We start from the raw sequence: 19,785 nt of genomic DNA, 5'->3' as shown, positions 1-19,785 counted from the left end.
TTAGTTTTCCCGGACCGGCGGCGGGGCCCAGTGGCCGTCGAGGGCGAGATCTTTGGGCCAGTAGAGCCGCATGTTGAGCATGAAATTGCCCTGGTGGGGCGCGGGCAGCCAGTTGGCGGACTTGTTGGGGCCGGGATCGCCGCGCTGGATGTAGATGTCGAGCGAGCCATCGGCGTTGTAACGCAGGGGATCGGTGCTGCGCACGGCATAGCGGCCGATGGGGTTGGGAGCCAGCCCCTGGTTGTCGTTGTACAGGATCAGGGACCACGACGCATTGACCGGCGGCAATTGCCCCTTGTCGATGTGCAGCACGTATTCTTCATCGCTACGCAACGGTTCGCCGTCGTCGTCGATGGTGGTTACGGGGTACAGCGCGTCCTGCGGCGTGTTGGCCCCCAGGCCGGCATATGCAATGGCGGCGCGGCGGGTGTAGTCGGTGCCGTACGTGCCAATGCCGTGCAGCACGGTATTCCAGCCGTTCATGGGCTTGCCCAGCCGGGCAACCGCATCGGCGATGCGGCGGCCAGCCACCGGGCGGGCCTCGGCCAGCGCCTGCTGCACGGCCGGGTCGAGGCGGCTGTACGAAAACGGCTGCGGACCCGCCAGGCCGATGCGCCGCATGCGCGTCAAAATCGCGTTGTCGTTGGCGTGCGGCGGATTGGCGGCCAGCAGATCGGAAAACACGGTGAAGAACGTGGCCGGGTCCATGCCGGCCACCTGCTGGCCGGGCGAACCCTGGGTATCCCAGGTGACCGACGGCACGGGCGGCGGCATCATGGGGGCCGCGCCGACCGGCACATAGCCCGGGCTGGCCGGGCTTTGCGGCCAGGTAGCGGGCTTGGCCGCGCCGCGTCGCGGTGGGGTGACCAGAGGCACCGGCGGCGCCGCCATCGGCGAGGCGGTCATGCCCGCCTGGAACTGGTTGACCGCGCCGTATTCGTTGGGCCCGCCGGTCTGGATGCGGGCGATCAGCCACCCCGAACCGGTGGGGCTGCGCACGATGTCCACGCCGACCGGGGCGGTGCCCTGCCAGTGCGGGCCGACGATGGCAAAGGTCTGCTCGCCATTGCCGGTGGTGCGGGTGCCGCGCGAGGCGAATTCGTCGGTCCACATGTCCAGCAGCGACAGCGCATAGTAGCGGCCGCCCGACGCCGGCACGCGCACGATGAGCGGCTGGCGCGAAACGTCGAACCAGAGGCTGGAATACAGCATGTCGGTGCTGGGCCAGGCGATATCGGTAGCGCCCGGGTCCGGATAGACCGTGCGGTGGCCGAACTGGTTCATGGGCGCCTTGCCCGCCAGCGGCGTCTGCACCTGGGTCGCGGCCCGGCGCGTCGCCTCCATCAGCACCAGCGGATAGGCGTAGAGGTAGGCATCGACCGCAATATCCCGCAATTCTTCGGCCGTCATGGCCGGGCTGGAAGCGGCGGTGGGGGTTTCGGACACCAACCGCATCGAGGGCTGCGGCTGGGCGAGGGAGGCGCAGGCAAAACCCGCGCTGAGCGCGCCGGCCAGCACGGCGCGAGGCCAGCGGCGGGAAGGGGGAAACAGACGGCTATGCATGGGGGCTCCTTGTTCGTTGTTGGCAAACGAGCCAGCCACCCCGCCCGAAGCGGGATGGCCTTCTTGGCATGACGCTGTTTCAGGATAGGCGCGGAACCTGCAACAAGGTGAGATTCAAAGGTTACAACCCGAAACCAGCCATGCGCACGCCGGCTGGTTTCCCTGTGCGCCCACTGCTCCCGCTAGGCCCGCGCAGCGAGGCTTATTTGTGGCGGAAGACCGGCGGCCGCTTTTCCACGAAGGCGGCCATGCCTTCTTTCTGGTCTTCGGTGGCGAACAGCGAATGGAACACGCGGCGTTCGAACAGCAGCCCTTCGTTGAGCGACGACTCGAAAGCGCGGTTGACGCATTCCTTGGCCATCATGACCGAAGGCAGCGACATCGAGGCAATGACGGTGGCGGCCTCGATGGCTTCGTCCATCAACTTGTCGGCCGGCACCACGCGCGACACCAGGCCGGCGCGTTCGGCCTCTTCGGCGCCCATCATGCGTGCGGTCAGGGCCAGGTCCATGGCCTTGGCCTTGCCTACCGCGCGCGGCAGGCGCTGCGTGCCGCCAGCGCCGGGGATGACGCCCAGCTTGATTTCGGGTTGGCCGAACTTGGCGGTGTCGGCGGCGATGATGATGTCACACATCATCGCGAGTTCGCAGCCGCCGCCCAGGGCGTAGCCCGACACGGCCGCGATGACGGGCTTGCGGATCCGCTTGAGGGTTTCCCAGTTGCGAGTGATGTACTCGCTGCCATAGACATCCATGTACGACCAGTCTTTCATGGCGCCGATGTCTGCGCCGGCGGCGAATGCCTTTTCGCTGCCCGTGATGACCACCGCCCCGATGCCGTCGTCGGCCTCGAAGGCCAGCAGCGCGGCCCCCAGCTCATTCATGAGCTGGTCGTTGAGCGCATTGAGCGCCTTGGGACGATTCAGCGTCAGCAACCCGACGCGGCCACGGGTTTCGACCAGCACAAACGATTCGCTCATGGGGATGTCTCCTGAAAAAATGAATGCAGGTAAGTAAGATAGCGCAATGGACACCCCCGTAATTTACCGCCTAGAGCCCAGCGACCCCGCCGGCCATCGCTATCGCATCACCCTGACCGTGCCGCACCCGGACCCGGCCGGCCAGCGGCTGGCCTTGCCGGCCTGGATTCCCGGCAGCTACCTGATCCGCGATTTCTCGCGCCAGGTCGAGACCTTGCAGGCCCGGGCGGCCGGCCGCCCGGTCGCCATAACCAAGCTCGACAACCATACCTGGCAGGCCGCGCCCTGCGCGGGCCCGCTGCAGGTGGACTACACCGTCTATGCCTGGGACCTGTCCGTGCGCGGCGCGCACCTGGACGAATCCCATGGTTTTTTCAATGGCACCAGTGTGTTTCTGCGGGTGGAAGGCCGCGAGGACGCCCCCTGCCTGCTGGACCTGGCGCCGCCGCGCGGCATTGCCGGCTGGAAGGTGTACACCAGCCTGCCCGAGGCGCGCGGCCACGCCGGCGCGGCGCGCCGGCACGGCTTCGGCCTGTACCTGGCCCCCGACTACGATGCCCTGATCGACCACCCCGTGGAAATGGGCACCCCGCAAGTGGCCCGCTTCAGCGCGCACGGCGCCGAGCACGAACTGGTTTTCACTGGCGTGGCGCCGCGCCTGGACCTGGACCGCATCGCGGCCGACGCGCGGCGCATCTGCGAGACTCAGATCGCATTCTTCGAGCCGCGCAGCAAGCGCGCGCCTTTCCTGGACAGCAGCGACCGCTATGTGTTCATGACCATGGTGGTGGGCGACGGGCATGGCGGCCTGGAGCATCGCGCCAGCACCGCGCTGATGGCCTCGCGCAAAGACCTGCCGGTGCTGGGCCAGCAGGGCCAGGGCGAAGGGTATCGTGGCTTTCTGGGGCTGGTCAGCCATGAGTATTTCCATACCTGGAACGTCAAGCGCATCAAGCCGGCGGCCTTCGCGCCTTACAACCTGCAGAAGCCCGACCTGACGCGGCTGTTGTGGGTGTTCGAAGGCTTCACGTCCTACTACGACGACCTGATGCTGCTGCGCTCGGGCGCCATCGGCCTGACCGACTACCTGCGCCTGCTGGGCAAGACCATTACCAGCGTGGCCCGCACGCCGGGCCGCCGCAAGCAATCGGTGGCAGAAAGCTCGTTCGACGCCTGGACCCGCTACTACAAGCAAGACGAAAACTCGCCCAATGCGCTGGTCAGCTATTACACCAAGGGCGCGCTGGTGGCGCTGGGGCTGGACCTGACTATCCGGCGCGAATCCCGGGGCGCGCGCTCGCTCGACGATGTCATGCGGCTGCTCTGGCAGCGCTATGGCCGCGATTTCTATCGCGGCAAGGCGCAGGGCCTGCCCGAAGACGCGCTGCCCGCGCTGGTCCGTGAAGCCACCGGGGTGGATGTGCGGCGCTTCGTGGCGCGCCATGCCTATGGCACGGCCGACGTACCGCTGGCGGAACTGCTGGCGCCGCATGGCGTGGGCCTGCAATGGAAACCCACGGTCAACATTCCGTCGCTCGACGTGCGCACGCGCAAGCAGGGTGAAGCGCTGGGGCTGGCCACAGTGCTGGAAGGCGGCGCGGGCCACAAGGGCGGCCTGTCGGCGGGCGACGTGCTGGTGGCCATTGATGGCCTGCGCGTGGACGCGCCGGCCGGCCTGGATCTGCTGCTGGCGCAATACCGCCCCGGCGACCGTGTCACGGTGCACGTGTTCCGGCGCGACGAGCTGCGCGCCTTCACCGTGCGGCTGGCGCCGCCGGCGGCGCTGGATTGCATACTGTCGGTGAAGTAGCGGACCGCGCCGGACACGAACCCGGTCGGCTTAGCCGGCGCCGCGTTCCCAGCGGCGCTGGATCGCCTTGGCGGCCACCACGCCGTCGGCCAGCGAAGTCACCACGCAGGGATGCATGCGGTGCGCCACCTCGCCGATGGCGTAGACATCGGGCACGCTGGCCTCGGCGGTGGCGGTGTCGGTGCAGATGTACCCCCGCTGGTCGCGCCGCAGGCCCAGGCCGTCGGCAAACGCGGCCTGCGGCTCCCAGCCATAGAACACCAGGATCAGGTCGTAGGCCTGCCCGTCGACGGTGCGCGCAGCAGGGTCGACCCGATAGGGGCCGACATGGACGCCTTCGCGGCCGGCGCGCGACACCCACTGCTGCTGGGCGCGCACGCTGCGCGCATACAGATGCACGCTGCGCGCGCCCCGGTTGCGCACATAAACGAAGTTCTCAAACGCGTTGTCGCCACCGCCCAGCACGGCCACCGACAAGCCTGTGTAATTGTGCGCCATGATGGACGAACCCGGCCCCACGAATACGCCGGGCCAGGCGGCATCGGCGGGATAGTCGGGCAGGCCGCGCGCGCGCACGCCCGAGGCGATCACCAGGGCCCGCCCTCGCACCGTGGCGGCCACGCCGCCGGCGTCCAGTTCGACATCGAAGCCGCCGCTCACGCGCCTGGCCTGCCGAACGGCGGTGCCCAGGCGCGCGGGCACGCCGGCGGCCTGCACGCTGGCGGCGATATTGGCGGCCACCTGCTGGCCGGTCACGCCGGGCAGCACGGCGATCCAGTCGTCGGCAAAAGGGTTGTCGGTAGCCAGGCCACCCAGGCGCGGCCCGGCCTCGACCAGCAGCGGCGCCAGGCCCAGCCGGGCCAGCCAGATGGCGCACGAGGCCCCGGCCGGGCCGCCGCCCACGATCACTGCGTCGTATTGCTGCATAGTTTGTTGTATTCCATATGGCAATGCCATGCGCCGCGCGGGCGCACCAGGCGAATTGTAGCCAGGGGCCCCGCCCGCCTTACAATTCCGGTTCTCCCTTCCAGGTATTCATCATGCCTACACGCCGCATCATTCTTTCCGGGCTGGCGCTGGATGCCCGCATCGGCATTCTCGAACACGAACGCCGGGCCACCCAGCCGCTGCACATCGATGCCGAGTTCGACGTGGACATCACCCGCAGCGTCGACGACCACGACATTCACAGCGTGCTCGATTACCGGCGGCTGCGCGAAGCCATCGTCGAAGAATGCACCCAGGCGCACGTCAACCTGATCGAAACGCTGACCGAACGGGTCGCGGCGCGCCTGCTGCGCGACTTCGACGAGGTGCGCGCGCTACGGCTACGCATCAGCAAGCCCATGGCGTTCTCGGACTGCGCCGCCGTGGGAGTGGAAATCCAGCTCAATCGCCAGGCCGGCTGACTCTGACCATGCAAGACCTCATCGACTCACCCACCGCCGCGCGCACGCCGGCTGAAGAAAAAATCCGCCACGAAGGCAACAAGCTGTCCAAGCGGCTGGCGCGCGAAACCACGCGCGCCATAGCCGACTACAACATGATCGAAGCGGGCGACCGCGTCATGGTGTGCCTGTCGGGCGGCAAAGACTCCTACGCACTACTGGACATCCTGCTCAGCCTGCGCAAGCGCGCGCCGTTTTCGTTCGACATCGTGGCGGTCAACCTGGACCAGAAACAGCCGGGCTTCCCGCCCGAGGTGCTGCCCAACTACCTGACCTCGCTGGGCGTGCCGTTCCACATCGAGACGCAGGATACGTATTCGATCGTGACCCGGGTGATTCCCGAGGGCAAGACCATGTGCTCGCTATGCTCGCGGCTGCGGCGCGGCATTCTGTACCGCGTGGCGGGCGAACTGGGCGCCACCAAGATCGCGCTGGGCCACCATCGCGACGACATCCTGGCCACGTTCTTCCTGAATCTGTTCTACGGCGGCAAGGCCAAGGCCATGCCGCCCAAGCTGGTTTCCGACGACGGCCGCCACACCGTGATCCGGCCGCTGGCCTATGTGCCCGAACACGACCTGGTGGCCTACGCGAAATTCAAGCAGTTCCCGATCATTCCGTGCAACCTGTGCGGCTCGCAGGAAAACCTGAAGCGCCAGGAAGTGTCGCGCATGATCCAGGAATGGGATCGCCGGCATCCCGGCCGTTCCTGGAATGTGTTCAACGCCCTGTCTCGCATCGTGCCCTCGCACCTGATGGATCGCGACCTGTTCGACTTCGCGGGGCTCAAGCCCACCGGCAGGCCCGACGCCAACGGCGATACGGCGTTCGACCCGATAGATCCGGAAGACCCGCGGGAGGACGCTGGCGACGCGTGTGCCAGCAGCCCGGCTGATGGCGATGCCGCGATGGCGGAACAGAAGGTGGTGTTTGCCAGGCTGTAAGCCTGTGATTGGCCGCCTCGCGGCGGCGGATGAGCGTTGCGCTACGGCCAGGTGTCGCTACCGACAGGTGTCGCTACAGCCAGGTGTCAGACTCCGAAGGTGTCTGACACCGAAGCATGCGTAGGCCGTCTCAATCGAACGGTGTCAGACACCTTCGGAGTCTGACACCTGGCAATCACCGGCCCCTGGCAAATGGCGCCGCGGCCGTTACGCGTTGAGCACCCGCACCTGATGGATCGCGGCCTGTTCGACTTCGCGGGGCTCAAGCCCACCGGCAGGCCCGACGCCAACGGCGATACGGCGTTCGACCCGATAGATCCGGAAGACCCGCGGGAGGACGCTGGCGACGCGTGTGCCAGCAGCCCGGCTGATGGCGATGCCGCGATGGCGGAACAGAAAGTGGTGTTTGCCAGGCTGTAAGCCTGTGATTGGCCGCCTCGCGGCGGCGGATGAGCGTTGCGCTACGGCCGGGTGTCGCTACAGCCAGGTGTCGCTACTGCCAGGTGTCGCTACTGCCAGGTGTCGCTACTGCCAGGTGTCAGACTCCGAAGGTGTCTGACACCGAAGCATGCGTAGGCCGTCTCAATCGAACGGTGTCAGACACCTTCGGAGTCTGACACCTGGCAATCACCGGCCCCTGGCAAATGGCGCCGCGGCCGTTACGCGTTGAGCACCCGCACCGGCTTGCCGGCCATCCAGGCTTGCACGGCTTCGAGCGCGCTGCGGTAGAACGCGGTGAAGTTCTCGGGGCTGACGTAGCCCAAGTGCGGCGTCAGCACCACGTTGTCGAGGGCGCGCAGGGTGTCGGTGGGCGGCAGCGGTTCTTCGGCGAAAACATCCAGCCCCGCGCCGGCGATGCGTCCCTTGCGCAGCGCATCCAGCAGCGCGGCCTGGTCCACCAGTCCGGCGCGCGACGTATTCACCAGGAAAGCCGTGGGCTTCATGGCGGCCAGCGCCGCGGCGTCCACCACGTTGCGGGTGCGCTCGCTGAGAATCAGGTGCACGCTGATGACGTCGGCGTTGGCGAACAATTCATGCTTGGACACGAACTGGGCGCCAGCGGCCTCGGCCCGCTCGGCCGTCAGGTTGGGGCTCCAGGCCTGCACCTGCATGCCGAAGGCCTTGCCCACCTGGGCGACCGCCGTGCCCAGCTTGCCCAGGCCCAGCACGCCCAGGCACTTGCCCGCCAGCGGCCGCGGCATGCCGGTTTGCCACAGCCCGCGGCGCATGTTGGCGTCTTCGACGGTCAGGTTCTTGAACAGCGCCAGGATATGCGCCCAGGCCAGTTCGGCCGTGGCGGTATTGGCATCGGAACTGCCCGGCGCGCCGCATACCACGATGCCCTGGCGCGAGCAGGCGTCCAGGTCGATGGCCAGGTTGCGCAGGCCGGTGGTGACCAGCAGGCGCAGCCTGGGCAGCGCTTCGACCAGTTGCGCCGGAAACGGCGTGCGCTCTCGCATGGCCACGATGACATCGAACGATTGCAGCGCCGCGGCGCGCTCGCCTTCGGGCAAGTAATCGCGAAACGACTGCACCTGGACCTGCGGACCCAGCGTGGTCCAGTCGGCGTAGCGTTCGGCCACGCCGTGGTAGTCGTCGAGCAGCGCAACCTTGATGACATCGGTGTTCATGCGGAGTCTCCGGTCATTTACCCAGGCGGGCCTGGATCATTTCGAGAGGGGCCGCGCCATTCAGACGGGTGCCGTCCTGGAAGAAAATCGCGGGGGTGCCTCGTACCATCAGCTTCTGCCCCAGGGCCAGCACCTGCTGGATAGGCGCCTCGCACTCGGCGGTGGCGGGCGTCTTGCCGCGCAGCATCCAGTCTTCCCAGGCTTGCGCGGGGTTCTTGGCGCACCAGACATCGCGCGACTTCGTCTTTGAATCGGGAGCCAGGATGGGAAACAGGAAGGTGTAGATGGTGAGGTTGTCTTCGTTCTGCAGTGTCTTGTGCAGTTGCTTGCAGTAGCCGCAGTTGGGGTCTTCGAAGATGGCAATCTTGCGCGAGCCGTCGCCGCGCACCAGCTTGACGGCGAGATCGAGCGGCAATTCGTCGAAAGCGACCGAGCCGAGCTTTTCCTGGCGCTCTCGAGTGACGTCGCGGCGCGTCATGGCGTCGATGAGCGGGCCTTCCATGACCCACGTGACCTTTTCGTCGGTGTAGACCAGGTCGCCGCCCAGCTGGACCTCAAAAATGCCGTAGGGGGTGCGGCGCACCGCTGTCACGCTGAGCTCGGAAAAGCGCTGCGCGAAGCGTTCCTTGACGGCCTGCGCCACCGGATCGGACACCGATTCGGTGGAATACGATTTGCCGGCCGGAGCGCTGGCGCCGGGCACGGTGGAATAGACCTGGTCTTTCGTGGCGGGGTCCTGCCCGGCCCAGGCGCCCGATGCCAGGATAAGTCCCGCCGCGCACAGCGCGCGGGCCAACAGGGCGGGAAAGCGGGAATTCATCAGTACTCCTTGGGGCGGGCTAGTTGCGCGAGGCCCCGTCGATCAAGTGGCGCTTCAGGAAGGGGGAAGCGTCGACCCATTGCATGCCGGCGTTGCGCAGCCAGGCCAGCGGCGCGGCGCGCGCGCCGAACAGACGGTACAGGCCGTCGGTGGCCAGGCGCATGGCGAAGACCGATTCGGCGCGGGCCCGCTGATAGCGCCGCAGCACGCGGGCATCGCCGGCCGCGCGATACGGTTCGCGGCCAGCCACCACGCGGGCCAGGGCCTCGACATCGCCCAGCCCCAGGTTCAGGCCCTGCCCGGCCAGCGGATGCACGCGATGCGCGGCATCGCCAGCCAGCGCGATGCCGGGGGCTGTCATGCGGGCCTGTTCGAGCGTCAGCGGGAAACCATGCAGCTTGCTGCGCATGCGCAGCCGGCCCAGGCGTCCATGTGAGGCATGCGCCAGCATCTGTTCAAGCTGCGCCGCCTGCGCATCGGGCGCCAGCGACTGCAGCGGCTGGGCCTGCGCGTTGCGCATGGACCAGACCATCGACACTTGCGGGCCGGCGGATGTGTCGGGCAAAGGCAGCAGGGCCAGCACGCCGTCGTCTCGGAACCATTGGAAGGCCGTGCCATGGTGCGCACGCTCGGCATCGAAATGCGCCACCAGGCCAGTGTCTTGATAAGGCGTAGACGTGTGCGGCATGCCGGCAGCCGTACGCAGCGGCGAAGCCGCGCCATCGGCGCCGACGAACAATTCGGCCCGCAGCCATTCGCCCGAGCTGGTCTCGATCGCGCCGTCGCGGTAGCCCACGCAGCGCTCGGGCAGCCACGGAATGCCGAACATGCGCACGGCCTGCATGAGCACGCGCTCGATTTCGCCGGACTCGACGATCCAGGCCAGTTGCGGCTGCGCGGCCTGCCAGGCGCTCAGGTCCACCCGGCCGTCGGCATCGCCGTGGATTTCCATGGCCTGCACGGGCATGATGCGCGCCGCGGGCATGGCATCCCAGACGCCCAACTCGGCCAGGAAGCGCTGGCTGGCCGGCGAAATGGCATAGACGCGCGGGTGATAGGCGTCGGGGTCGGCGGCCGGCACAGTGGCGGCGGGCGCCAGTAGGGCAACTCGCTGCCCGCGCCGCGCCAGGGCCAGCGCGCTGGCCAGCCCGACGATGCCGGCCCCGCAGACAATGATCTGGTGAGTCATCGCGCGCTGGGCTCCCCGGCCTGCTTGGGCCAAAGCACCCACATCTGGCCGCGCTGCTTCATGCGGCCGGCCTGGGCGCCGGCCTCTTCGCCATAGCCCCAATAGAAATCGGCGCGCGCGGCCCCGCGAATGGCCGCCCCCGTATCCTGAGCGAACACCAGGCGCTGCAGCGGCCGATCGGAGGCCGGCCAGGTGGTGGCCAGGTATACGGGCGTGCCCAACGGCACGAAACCGGTATCTACCGCAATGGAGCGGCGCGGCGCGAGCGGGATGCCGTAGGCCCCCTTGGGCCCCAGTTCGGGGTCGACCACGGCTTCTTCGCGGAAGAACACCACGGCCGGATTGGCATTGAGCATTTCAGGCACCCGGTCGGGGTTGCGCTGCGCCCAGGCCCGGATGTTTTGCATCGAAGCCTGGTCGGCGCGCAGTTCGCCCTGTGCGATCAGCCAGCGACCGATGGAGGCATACGGCTGGCCGTTGTGGTCGGCGTAGGCGACCCGGATGGTGGTGCCGGCGTCGGGACCATCGGTGAGCAGTACGCGGCCGGAGCCCTGCACCTGCAAAAAGAAATTGTCGACCGGGTCGTCGATCCAGACAATGGCCGGCGGCCGTTTGCCAGAAGATTCGATGGCCGCGCGGGTGTCGTACGGCACCACCCGCTTGCCCACCAGCTTGCCGCGCACCCGCTTGCCCGCCAGTTCGGGGTACACGGCGCCCAGGTCGATGGTGAGCAGGTCGTCGGGCACGGCGTACAGCGGCCACTGGTAAGGCCCGCCCTGGCGTCGCGAGCCGCGCACCAGAGGTTCGTAATAGCCCGTGACCGTGTTCGCGGCCGGGCGGTTGTCGGCGCCATTCAGGCGCCACGGCTGCAGGTACGTCTGCAGGAACTGGCGCATGGCGGCGGCGTCGCCGGGGGCGCGGGCAGGGTCGGCGGCGGCCGCGCAAACCGGCTGCCAGGCGCGCGGCGTGGCGCGCGCCGGCGCCGCCAGATTGCCGCTGGTGGGCCGCATCAGGCCCTTGCAGTTGCGGATGAACAGTGGCCAGAACTGCGACAAGTCATCGTTGGACCAACCCGGCAGGTCAGCCCAGCCTACGCGCTGAAACCGCCCGCCCAGCGCGCGCGCAGGGGTATCGCGCAAGGCCGACAGCGGCGGCACCACCAGCGGGCCGGCCGGCGCGGGCGCGGCAGCGCCGGGCTGGCCAGGCAGGCCGGATTCGGGGGGGACTTCCGACAGGCTGCAGGCCGCCAGCAGCGGCGGCAGGCACAACAGGCTAAGGAAACGCTTCATAACCTAGACAGGAAAAAGACGGCATGCGGGCGTCAGTGCAGGGTACGCGGCATGGCCAGCAGGAATTCGGTAATGGGCACTTCGAACGGAATGCCGTTCTCGCCCACGCAATGGTAGGTGCCGCGCATGGTGCCCACCGGCGTGTTCAGCGGACAGCCGCTGGTGTATTCGAAGGTTTCGCCCGGCGCCAGTAGCGGCTGCTGGCCCACCACGCCCAGGCCGCGCACTTCTTGCACGCGCTGGTTGCCGTCGGTGATGATCCAGTGGCGGCTGATTACCTGCGCGGGGTGCTCGCCCGTATTGGTAATGCGCACGGTATAGGCGAACACGTACTGCTGTTCGGCGGGGTCGGATTGCTCGGGCACGAAGCGGGGAACAACGGTGACGGTGAGGTCGTACGGTTTCAAGGGCCTTTCCCGGTGGGCGCTGGGCGGTTGAGCGGCATGCCGGGCGGCGGGCAAGGCCGGGCCAGGCGGCATTCAGCTGCGGCAAACTACAATAATGGCACATTATGCCCGCGGAAACCCCGAACATCATGCCCTCTGTATCCCCGGCCGCCACCCGCATCGCCCCCAGCATCCTGTCCGCCGACTTCGCCCGCCTGGGCGAAGAGGTGCGCAACGTCGTCGCCGCAGGCGCCGACTGGATCCACTTCGACGTCATGGACAACCATTACGTGCCCAACCTGACCATCGGGCCGATGGTGTGCGCCGCGATCCGGCCGCACGTTCAGGTGCCCATCGACGTGCACCTGATGGTCGAGCCGGTGGACGAGCTGGTGCCGCAGTTTGCCAAGGCGGGCGCCGACATCATCACCTTCCACCCCGACGCCTCGCGCCACGTGCACCGCACCCTGTCGCTGATCCGCGACCACGGCTGCAAGGCCGGGCTGGTGTTCAACCCGGCCAGTTCGCTGGACGCCATGGATCACGTCATGAATCTGCTCGACGTGGTGCTGCTGATGTCGGTGAACCCGGGCTTCGGCGGCCAGAGCTTCATTCCTGCCACGCTGCACAAGCTGCGCGACGCCCGCGCCCGCATCGACCGCTGGATGCAGGCGGGGGGCCAGCCCATCCTGCTCGAGGTCGACGGCGGCGTCAAAGTCGACAATATCGCGCAAATCCGCGCGGCCGGCGCCGACACCTTCGTGGCGGGCTCGGCCATTTTCGGCCACCCCGACTACGCGGCCGTCATCCAGTCCTTGCGCGGTGAAATCGCCAAGGCCGGAACCCTGTCCGCCTGAGGCCGCCATGACCGTTTTCCACGCCGTGCTGCTCGACCTGGACGGCACCCTGCTCGACTCCATCCCCGACCTGGCCCACGCAGCCAACGCCATGCGCATCGAACTGGGCATGCCGGCCCTGCGCGAAGAGGTCGTGGCCACGTTCGTAGGCAAGGGGGTCGACAACCTGGTACGGCGCGCCCTGGCCGGCTCGCTGCACGATGCCGACCCCGATCCGGCCCTGTTCGCGCAGGCGCGCGAGTCTTTCTACCGGCACTACCACCTGGTCAACGGCGACAAGGCCACGGTGTTCGACGGGGTGATCGACGGCCTGAAAGCCATGCGCGACCAAGGCCTGAAGCTGGCCGTGGTCACCAACAAGCCCACCGAATTCACCCTGCCCTTGCTGCAACGCACCGGCCTGGCCGGTTTCTTCCAGGAAGTGGTGTGCGGCGACACCTGCGCGCGCCGCAAGCCCGACCCCGACCAGATGCTGTACGCCTGCGAGCGCCTGGGCGTGACGCCGGGCCAGGCAGTGGCCATCGGCGACTCCATCAACGATGCCCAGGCGGGCCGCGCCGCCGGCATGCAGGTGCTGGCCGTCCCTTACGGTTACAACGAAGGCCAGGACGTGCACGGACTGGATGTCGATGGTATAGTTGCCAACATTGCCGAAGCCGCCCAGTGGATCGCCCTCTGGAACGCCGACCGGCAAAATTTATTGCAGAAACCCGCCAAATGAACGCTCGCCCCTCGAACCAAATGCGCAACGCCTCGTGGCGTTGGTGGCGTTTGTCTTCCGGGTGGCGATAATTCCCTTCCCGGCCCTGGACGCATCCGCCGCCTAGTGCCGAAGCTGTATGAAAACAGCGCCAAAGCCCGGAACCGCAACTGGACCGGGCTTTTTTGTTGTGTGCCTGGTCCGTAGAACCTGAAAACCCACGAGACCCACATGACCGAAATCGAATTCAACGCGCTGGCCGCCCAGGGATACAACCGCATTCCGCTGGTGGCCGAAACCTACGCCGATCTCGACACCCCGTTGGCCATTTACCTGAAGCTGGCGCACAGCGGCCCGCAAGGCGGCCGCATGAGCTGCCTGATGGAGTCCGTGGTGGGCGGCGAACGCTTCGGCCGCTATTCGTTCATTGGCCTGCCGGCCCGTGTGGTGATCCGCGCCAGCGGCACCACCACCGAAGTGCTGCGCGACGGCCAGGTGGTCGAAACCCACCAGGGCGACCCGCTGGCCTTCATCGAGCAGTACCAGGCCCGCTTCAAGGTGGCCCTGCGCCCCGGCATGCCGCGCTTCTGCGGCGGCCTGGCCGGCTACTTCGGCTACGACACCGTGCGGCACATCGAGCCCCGCCTGGGCCCGGCGGTCAAGCCTTTCCCGGCCGGCATGGACGGCGGCACGCCCGACATCATGCTGATGCACGTCGACGAACTGGTCATCGTCGACAACCTGGCCGGCCGCACCTACCTGATGGTGTACGCCGACCCCACCCAGCCCGAGGCCTACAGCCGCGCCCAGCGCCGCCTGCTGGACCTGCGGGGCCGGCTGCGCCGCCCGGTCGAGATTCCGTACAGCCACGCCAGCATGCAGACCGAGGAACAGCGCGATTTCAAGAAAGAAGACTACCTGGCGGCAGTGCGCCGCGCCAAGGAATACATCGCCGCCGGCGACCTGATGCAGGTGCAGGTGGGGCAGGTGATCTCCAAGCCGTTCCGCGACGCCCCGCTGTCGCTGTACCGCGCGCTGCGCTCGCTGAACCCGTCGCCCTACATGTATTTCTGGAACTTCGGCGACTTCCAGGTGGTGGGCTCGTCGCCCGAGATCCTGGTGCGCCAGGAACAGGTTCATGACAACGGCGAGGCCAAGTCCCAGGTCACCATCCGCCCCCTGGCCGGCACGCGCAAACGCGGCTCCACGCCCGAGCAAGACCTGGCGCTGGCCGAGGAACTGCGCGCCGACCCCAAGGAAATCGCCGAGCACGTCATGCTGATCGACCTGGCGCGCAACGACGTGGGCCGGGTAGCCGAGGTGGGCTCGGTGAAGGTTACCGACACCATGACCATCGAACGCTATTCGCACGTCATGCACCTGGTGTCGAACGTGGCCGGCAACCTGAACCCCGGCATGAGCAGCATGGACGTGCTGCGCGCGGCGTTCCCGGCGGGCACGTTGACGGGCGCGCCCAAGGTCCGGGCCATGGAGATCATCGACGAGCTCGAGCCGGTGCGCCGCGGCATCTACGGCGGCGCGGCCGGCTACCTGAGCTACGGGGGCGAAATGGACGTGGCCATCGCCATTCGCACTGGCGTCATCAAGAACGGCATGCTGTATGTGCAGGCGGCCGCCGGCATCGTGGCCGACTCGAACCCCGAACTCGAATGGGCCGAGACCGAAGCCAAGGCGCGCGCCGTGCTGCGCGCGGCCGAACAGGTGCAGCACGGCCTGGACGAACCCATCTGAGGCCCGCCGCCCCACCCCTACCGACCGCGCAACTTATTCCGCAGGTGCCCCATGCTTCTGATGCTCGATAACTACGATTCTTTTACCTACAACCTGGTGCAGTACTTCGGCGAACTCGGCGAAGACGTACGAGTGGCTCGCAACGACCAGATCACGCTCGACGAGATCGCCGCCCTGAAACCCGACCGCATCTGCGTATCGCCCGGCCCGTGCTCGCCGGCCGAAGCCGGCGTCTCGGTGGCGCTGATCCAGCGCTTTGCCGGGCAGGTGCCCATCCTGGGCGTGTGCCTGGGCCACCAGGCCATTGGCGCCGCCTACGGCGGCGACATCGTGCGGGCCCAGCAGATCATGCACGGCAAGACCGTGCAGATCACCCACCAGGGCACCGACGTGTTCGCCGGCCTGCCCTCGCCCTACACGGCAATCCGCTACAACTCGCTGACCATCGCGCCCGACACCTTGCCCGACTGCCTGGAAGTCACCGCCACGGCGCCCGACGGCGACATCATGGGCGTGCGACACAAGACGCTGCCCTTGTACGGAGTACAGTTCCACCCCGAATCCGTGCTGAGCGAACACGGCCACGACTTGCTGCGCAATTTCCTGAACATCCGATAAGAAGGGGACACCACCATGACCATCACGCCCGCCGAAGCCCTGACGCGCTGCATCGAACACCGCGAGATTTTCCACGACGAAATGCTGCATTTGATGCGCATGCTGATGCGCGGCGAGATGTCGCCGCAGATCGCCAGCGCGCTGCTGATGGGGCTGCGCGTCAAAAAAGAAACCGTCGGCGAAATCACCGCGGCGGCGCAAGTCATGCGCGAGTTCGCCACGCCGGTGGTCACGCCCAACCCGCAAGATCTGCTCGACATGTGCGGCACGGGCGGCGACGGCAGCCACACGTTCAACATATCCACCACCGCCATGTTCGTGGCCGCCGCCGCCGGAGTGCCGATCGCCAAGCACGGCGGGCGCAGCGCGTCGTCGTCGTCGGGCAGCGCCGACGTGCTGGAAGCCCTGGGCGCCAACCTGACGCTCAGCCCCGAGCAGGTGGCCGAATGCATCCAGGCCACCGGCATCGGCTTCATGTTCGCGCCGGCCCACCACAGCGCCATGAAAAACGTGGCGCCGGTACGCAAGGAACTGGGCGTGCGCACGATTTTCAACATCCTGGGGCCGCTGACCAACCCGGCCAACGCCGCCAACCAGTTGATGGGGGTGTTCCACCCCGACCTGGTCGGCATCCAGGTGCGCGTGCTGCAGCGGCTGGGCTCGCGCCATGTGCTGATCGTGCACGGCAAGGACGGCATGGACGAAGCCTCGCTGGGCAGCGCCACCCTGGTGGGCGAACTGAAGGACGGCGAAATCCGCGAATATGAAATCCACCCTGAAGACTACGGCCTCTCGATGGTGTCTAATCGGGGCATCAAGGTGGCCAACCGCGAAGAGTCGCGTGAGCTTGTCATTCAGGCGCTGGACAATGTCGAAGGCGTCGCCCGCGACATTGTCGCGCTGAATGCCGGGCTGGCCATCTACGCCGGCAACAAGACCGACACCATCGGGCAGGCGTTGTCGCTAGCTTTTGAAACGATTTCTAACGGCTCGGCCCGCGCCAAGCTGGAAGAGTTCTGCGCATATACCCGGAAATTCCAGAAATGAACGATATTCTTGCGAAGATCCTCGCCGTGAAGGCCGAGGAAGTCGCGACTGCTCGCCAAATGCGCAGCGAAGCCGAGCTGCTGCGCGAGGCGCAGGCCCGGCAGGACGTACGCGGCTTTGCTCAGGCCATCGAAGACAAGATCGCCCAGGGCAAGGCCGGCGTCATTGCCGAAATCAAGAAAGCCTCGCCGTCCAAGGGCGTGCTGCGCGAGAACTTCGACCCCGCCGCCATTGCCGCCACCTATGCGGTGCACGGGGCGGCCTGCCTGTCGGTGCTGACCGACGTGCAGTTCTTCCAGGGTTCGCACGACAACCTGCGGCGCGCCCGCGCTGCCTGCCCGCTGCCCGTGCTGCGCAAAGACTTCGTCATCGACCCCTACCAGGTGATCTCGGCGCGGGCCATGGGAGCCGACTGCGTGCTGCTTATCGTGGCGGCCCTGGCGCCGTCGCAACTGCGCGAACTGGAAACCCTGGCCATGGAACTGGGCATGGATGTGCTGGTCGAGGTGCATGACGCTAAGGAGCTGGACATTGCCCTGAGCCTGAAAACGCCCTTGCTGGGCATCAACAACCGCAACCTGCGCACCTTCGAGACCAGCCTGCAGAACACGCTGAACCTGCTGCCGCAGATTCCCGCCGGCAAGCGGGTCATTACCGAAAGCGGCATTCTGTCGCCCGAGGACGTCAAGCTCATGCGCAGCCACCAGGTTCACGCCTTCCTGGTGGGCGAAGCCTTCATGCGCGCGGAAGACCCGGGCGTGGAACTGGCCCGGTTGATGGGCTAAGGTGAAACTCCACCCCGGATCGCCGTGCGGTGGATTGCTGACAGGAGGTTCACCATGAAGCCACGTCTATTCTTGCTGCCGCTGCTCGCCGCCGTGCTGCTGGCGGCCGGCTGCGCCAGCGGCGACCACCAGCCCGGCCCGCCCCACCCGGGCGCCGTCAACCCGTACAGCAATGGCGGGTTCCATGACGCCGGGCCAAACTACCCCAACACCGGCCGATAAGCGCCGGGGCAGGCTGCCCGGCGTGAATGTTTCGCTGCGGGCTGCGTGCCTTCGTTACCTGCCGCCCGAGACGTCGATGAACGACCCGGTGGTGTAGCTGGCTTCGTCCGAGACGAACCACATCACGACATTGGCGACTTCCTGCGGGGTGCCGCCGCGCTGCATCGGGATGGAGCCGGCCACGCGGTCGACCCGGCCGGGTTCGCCGCCGCTGGCGTGCATCTCGGTATAGATGGCGCCCGGCCGCACCGCGTTGACGCGGATGCCGTCGGCCGCCACTTCTTTTGACAGCCCGATGGTCAGGGTGTCGAGCGCCCCCTTGGACGCGGCGTAATCGATGTATTCACCCGGCGAACCCAGCCGCGCCGCCATTGACGACACGTTGACGATGGCGCCCCCGCGGCCGCCATGGCGCGGCGCCATGCGGCGCACCGCCTCGCGGCAGCAGACCAGCGCGCCCACCACATTGGTAGCCAGGATGCGCGAGACTCGCGCGGCGTCCATGTCTTCGAGGCGCATCTGGGTGTCCAGCACGCCGGCATTGTTCACCAGCGCATCGACCCGGCCCAGCTCGCGATCGACGGCCTGGAACAGCCGCACCACCTGCGCTTCGTCTGCCACATCGCCCGCCATGGCGACCGCGCGGCCGCCTTCGGCCTGGATGGCCGCCACGACCGCATCGGCGGCATCGCGGCGCTGGCGATAGTTGACGCAGACCGCATAGCCGCGCCGCGCGGCCAGCAAGGCCACCGCCGCCCCTATGCCGCGGCTGGCGCCCGTAACGATCATGACTTTATCCGGCATTGCCTGGCTCCTTGGGTCTTGAGTGGCGGACAGCACGCTACGCTTGCGCGGCAGGCCCGCGCGCTGCCCACTGCAGCGCATCTTCGAGGCGATCGTTGCCCCAGAACATTTCGCGCCCCACCATCAGGCTGGGCGCGCCGAAAATACCCAGTTCGCGCGCACGGTCGACCTGCCGGCGCAGGGCTTCCTTGGTGCTTTCCTGGCGCGCCTGCGCAAGCAGCGCTGGCCGGTCCAGCGACAGGCGGTCGAGTATGGCGCCCACCACGGCCTCGTCCTGGATATCCTGGTCGTCGACGAAATTGGCGCGAAACACCGCCAGGCAGAAGTCGCGCCCCCATGGCTGGTCTTGCCCCAGCAGGGCCACGCGCGCCGACAGCACGCTCATGCGCGGAAACTGGCTGGGCCGCCGGTAGGCCAGGCCGTACTTGTCGGCCAGGCGCGCGATGTCGCGCATCATGTAGGCCCCCTTGCCGGGGAACAGCCGGAACGGCGAGTCGTTCCAGCCCTGCGCCTGGAAAATCGGACCCAGCAGGAACGGCCGCAGCGCCACGCTGACGCCCGCCTGGCGCGCCAGCGGCCCGACCCGTTCAATGGCCAGGTAGCTGTAGGGGCTGGCAAAGTCGAACCACATTTCGCAAGGCAAGGCAGGGGCATTCATGCAGGGGGCTCCAGGATGAAGGCGACCCGCGCATCGGGCAGGCCGCTCAGAACAATATCGCGATTGCCGCGCAGCCGCACGGTTTCGCCGGCGCCGAGCACATGATCTTCGCGGCAACGGTCTTGCGACACCCACACCGTGCCGGACTCGCACAGAATACGCAGGCCGCGGGCTTGCCTCAAGCGCACGGCCGTCCGACCCGAGAGGGCCAGTGACATTCCCATTATGCAATACAGGCGGATCGGGGCAGTGGCCATGGCGGTTCCTGGGCGCCGCGCGGCCC

General features: G+C 67.5%; 22 protein-coding genes. 11 read left to right on the top strand and 11 right to left on the bottom strand.

Going from position 1 to position 19,785, the window contains the following annotated elements:
• Together BPET_RS01665 and BPET_RS01660 are read right to left on the bottom strand one after the other, a co-directional pair.
• Positions 1 to 1,563, bottom strand: a complete 1,563-nt coding sequence (locus BPET_RS01665) for a DUF1254 domain-containing protein (RefSeq protein WP_012247359.1) — start codon at positions 1,561 to 1,563, stop codon at positions 1 to 3.
• Positions 1,564 to 1,765: 202 nt separating this feature from the next.
• On the bottom strand, positions 1,766 to 2,542 hold the full coding sequence (locus BPET_RS01660) for an enoyl-CoA hydratase (protein WP_012247358.1): 777 nt from the start codon (positions 2,540 to 2,542) through the stop codon (positions 1,766 to 1,768).
• Between the two features lie 46 nt (positions 2,543 to 2,588).
• On the opposite strand from BPET_RS01660, the gene BPET_RS01655 reads away from it, so the two are divergent.
• Entirely contained in the window at positions 2,589 to 4,352 is a 1,764-nt protein-coding gene (locus tag BPET_RS01655) for a M61 family metallopeptidase (protein ID WP_012247357.1), read from the top strand.
• A 30-nt stretch (positions 4,353 to 4,382) separates the two neighbouring features.
• Here the strand turns inward: BPET_RS01655 and BPET_RS01650 are convergent, their stop codons facing one another.
• Complete coding sequence (locus BPET_RS01650; RefSeq protein WP_041862627.1) at positions 4,383 to 5,279, bottom strand: NAD(P)/FAD-dependent oxidoreductase; 897 nt, start codon at positions 5,277 to 5,279, stop codon at positions 4,383 to 4,385.
• Between the two features lie 113 nt (positions 5,280 to 5,392).
• Here BPET_RS01650 and folB point away from each other — a divergent pair, with 113 nt between their 5' ends.
• The 3 genes from folB (at position 5,393) to BPET_RS01635 (ending at position 7,164) form a co-directional block, all read left to right on the top strand.
• Positions 5,393 to 5,761 carry a dihydroneopterin aldolase gene (folB, locus tag BPET_RS01645; RefSeq protein ID WP_012247355.1) on the top strand — a complete coding sequence of 123 codons (369 nt, stop codon included), beginning with the start codon at positions 5,393 to 5,395 and terminating at the stop codon, positions 5,759 to 5,761.
• 8 nt (positions 5,762 to 5,769) lie between these two features.
• Positions 5,770 to 6,744, top strand: coding sequence for a tRNA 2-thiocytidine(32) synthetase TtcA (ttcA, locus tag BPET_RS01640; protein ID WP_012247354.1), 975 nt, complete (start codon positions 5,770 to 5,772; stop codon positions 6,742 to 6,744).
• Positions 6,745 to 6,975: 231 nt separating this feature from the next.
• A complete protein-coding gene (locus BPET_RS01635) occupies positions 6,976 to 7,164 on the top strand; it encodes a hypothetical protein (RefSeq protein ID WP_041862625.1) in 189 nt (62 codons plus the stop codon).
• 239 nt (positions 7,165 to 7,403) lie between these two features.
• Here BPET_RS01635 and BPET_RS01630 read toward each other — a convergent pair whose 3' ends face one another.
• Genes BPET_RS01630 through apaG form a run of 5 tightly spaced genes read right to left on the bottom strand, consistent with a single transcriptional unit; the run spans position 7,404 to position 12,080 of the window.
• Complete coding sequence (locus tag BPET_RS01630) at positions 7,404 to 8,360, bottom strand: D-2-hydroxyacid dehydrogenase family protein (RefSeq protein WP_041863387.1); 957 nt, start codon at positions 8,358 to 8,360, stop codon at positions 7,404 to 7,406.
• A 28-nt stretch (positions 8,361 to 8,388) separates the two neighbouring features.
• Positions 8,389 to 9,195, bottom strand: coding sequence for a DsbC family protein (locus BPET_RS01625; RefSeq protein ID WP_012247351.1), 807 nt, complete (start codon positions 9,193 to 9,195; stop codon positions 8,389 to 8,391).
• A gap of 19 nt (positions 9,196 to 9,214) precedes the next feature.
• Positions 9,215 to 10,384: a UbiH/UbiF family hydroxylase gene (locus BPET_RS01620; protein WP_012247350.1), complete on the bottom strand. Its 1,170-nt coding sequence runs from the start codon at positions 10,382 to 10,384 to the stop codon at positions 9,215 to 9,217.
• Positions 10,381 to 11,673, bottom strand: coding sequence for a murein transglycosylase A (gene mltA / locus BPET_RS01615; protein ID WP_012247349.1), 1,293 nt, complete (start codon positions 11,671 to 11,673; stop codon positions 10,381 to 10,383). The genes BPET_RS01620 and mltA overlap by 4 nt, the downstream gene beginning before the upstream one ends.
• 32 nt (positions 11,674 to 11,705) lie before the next feature.
• Positions 11,706 to 12,080 (bottom strand): Co2+/Mg2+ efflux protein ApaG, encoded by a 375-nt coding sequence (gene apaG / locus BPET_RS01610; protein ID WP_041862624.1) that lies wholly within the window; start codon positions 12,078 to 12,080, stop codon positions 11,706 to 11,708.
• Positions 12,081 to 12,184: 104 nt separating this feature from the next.
• Between apaG and rpe the strand changes: the two genes are divergently transcribed.
• The 7 genes from rpe (at position 12,185) to BPET_RS27035 (ending at position 18,040) form a co-directional block, all read left to right on the top strand.
• The gene (rpe, locus tag BPET_RS01605) at positions 12,185 to 12,916 is read left to right on the top strand and encodes a ribulose-phosphate 3-epimerase (protein WP_012247347.1); all 732 of its coding nucleotides are present in this window, start codon (positions 12,185 to 12,187) and stop codon (positions 12,914 to 12,916) included.
• A gap of 7 nt (positions 12,917 to 12,923) precedes the next feature.
• Positions 12,924 to 13,637, top strand: a complete 714-nt coding sequence (locus BPET_RS01600; protein ID WP_012247346.1) for a phosphoglycolate phosphatase — start codon at positions 12,924 to 12,926, stop codon at positions 13,635 to 13,637.
• A 210-nt stretch (positions 13,638 to 13,847) separates the two neighbouring features.
• Positions 13,848 to 15,368 carry an anthranilate synthase component I gene (gene trpE / locus BPET_RS01595; protein WP_012247345.1) on the top strand — a complete coding sequence of 507 codons (1,521 nt, stop codon included), beginning with the start codon at positions 13,848 to 13,850 and terminating at the stop codon, positions 15,366 to 15,368.
• 51 nt (positions 15,369 to 15,419) lie between these two features.
• Positions 15,420 to 15,986: an aminodeoxychorismate/anthranilate synthase component II gene (locus tag BPET_RS01590; protein WP_012247344.1), complete on the top strand. Its 567-nt coding sequence runs from the start codon at positions 15,420 to 15,422 to the stop codon at positions 15,984 to 15,986.
• A gap of 15 nt (positions 15,987 to 16,001) precedes the next feature.
• Positions 16,002 to 17,033, top strand: a complete 1,032-nt coding sequence (gene trpD, locus BPET_RS01585; protein WP_012247343.1) for an anthranilate phosphoribosyltransferase — start codon at positions 16,002 to 16,004, stop codon at positions 17,031 to 17,033.
• Complete coding sequence (gene trpC, locus BPET_RS01580; protein WP_012247342.1) at positions 17,030 to 17,818, top strand: indole-3-glycerol phosphate synthase TrpC; 789 nt, start codon at positions 17,030 to 17,032, stop codon at positions 17,816 to 17,818. Before trpD ends, trpC begins: the two co-directional genes overlap by 4 nt.
• 54 nt (positions 17,819 to 17,872) lie before the next feature.
• Complete coding sequence (locus tag BPET_RS27035) at positions 17,873 to 18,040, top strand: hypothetical protein (protein ID WP_085970197.1); 168 nt, start codon at positions 17,873 to 17,875, stop codon at positions 18,038 to 18,040.
• 54 nt (positions 18,041 to 18,094) lie between these two features.
• Here the strand turns inward: BPET_RS27035 and BPET_RS01575 are convergent, their stop codons facing one another.
• Genes BPET_RS01575 through BPET_RS01565 form a run of 3 tightly spaced genes read right to left on the bottom strand, consistent with a single transcriptional unit; the run spans position 18,095 to position 19,759 of the window.
• The gene (locus tag BPET_RS01575) at positions 18,095 to 18,844 is read right to left on the bottom strand and encodes an SDR family oxidoreductase (RefSeq protein ID WP_012247340.1); all 750 of its coding nucleotides are present in this window, start codon (positions 18,842 to 18,844) and stop codon (positions 18,095 to 18,097) included.
• A 37-nt stretch (positions 18,845 to 18,881) separates the two neighbouring features.
• Positions 18,882 to 19,502, bottom strand: coding sequence for a 2-hydroxychromene-2-carboxylate isomerase (locus BPET_RS01570; protein WP_012247339.1), 621 nt, complete (start codon positions 19,500 to 19,502; stop codon positions 18,882 to 18,884).
• Positions 19,499 to 19,759 (bottom strand): DUF2917 domain-containing protein, encoded by a 261-nt coding sequence (locus BPET_RS01565; RefSeq protein WP_012247337.1) that lies wholly within the window; start codon positions 19,757 to 19,759, stop codon positions 19,499 to 19,501. The genes BPET_RS01570 and BPET_RS01565 overlap by 4 nt, the downstream gene beginning before the upstream one ends.
• Positions 19,760 to 19,785: the final 26 nt, after the last annotated feature.

This window comes from Bordetella petrii (genome assembly GCF_000067205.1).
Taxonomy (GTDB): domain Bacteria; phylum Pseudomonadota; class Gammaproteobacteria; order Burkholderiales; family Burkholderiaceae_B; genus Bordetella_A; species Bordetella_A petrii.
Note: the sequence above shows the minus strand (reverse complement) of the source record. Positions and strands in the feature narration are given on the sequence as shown.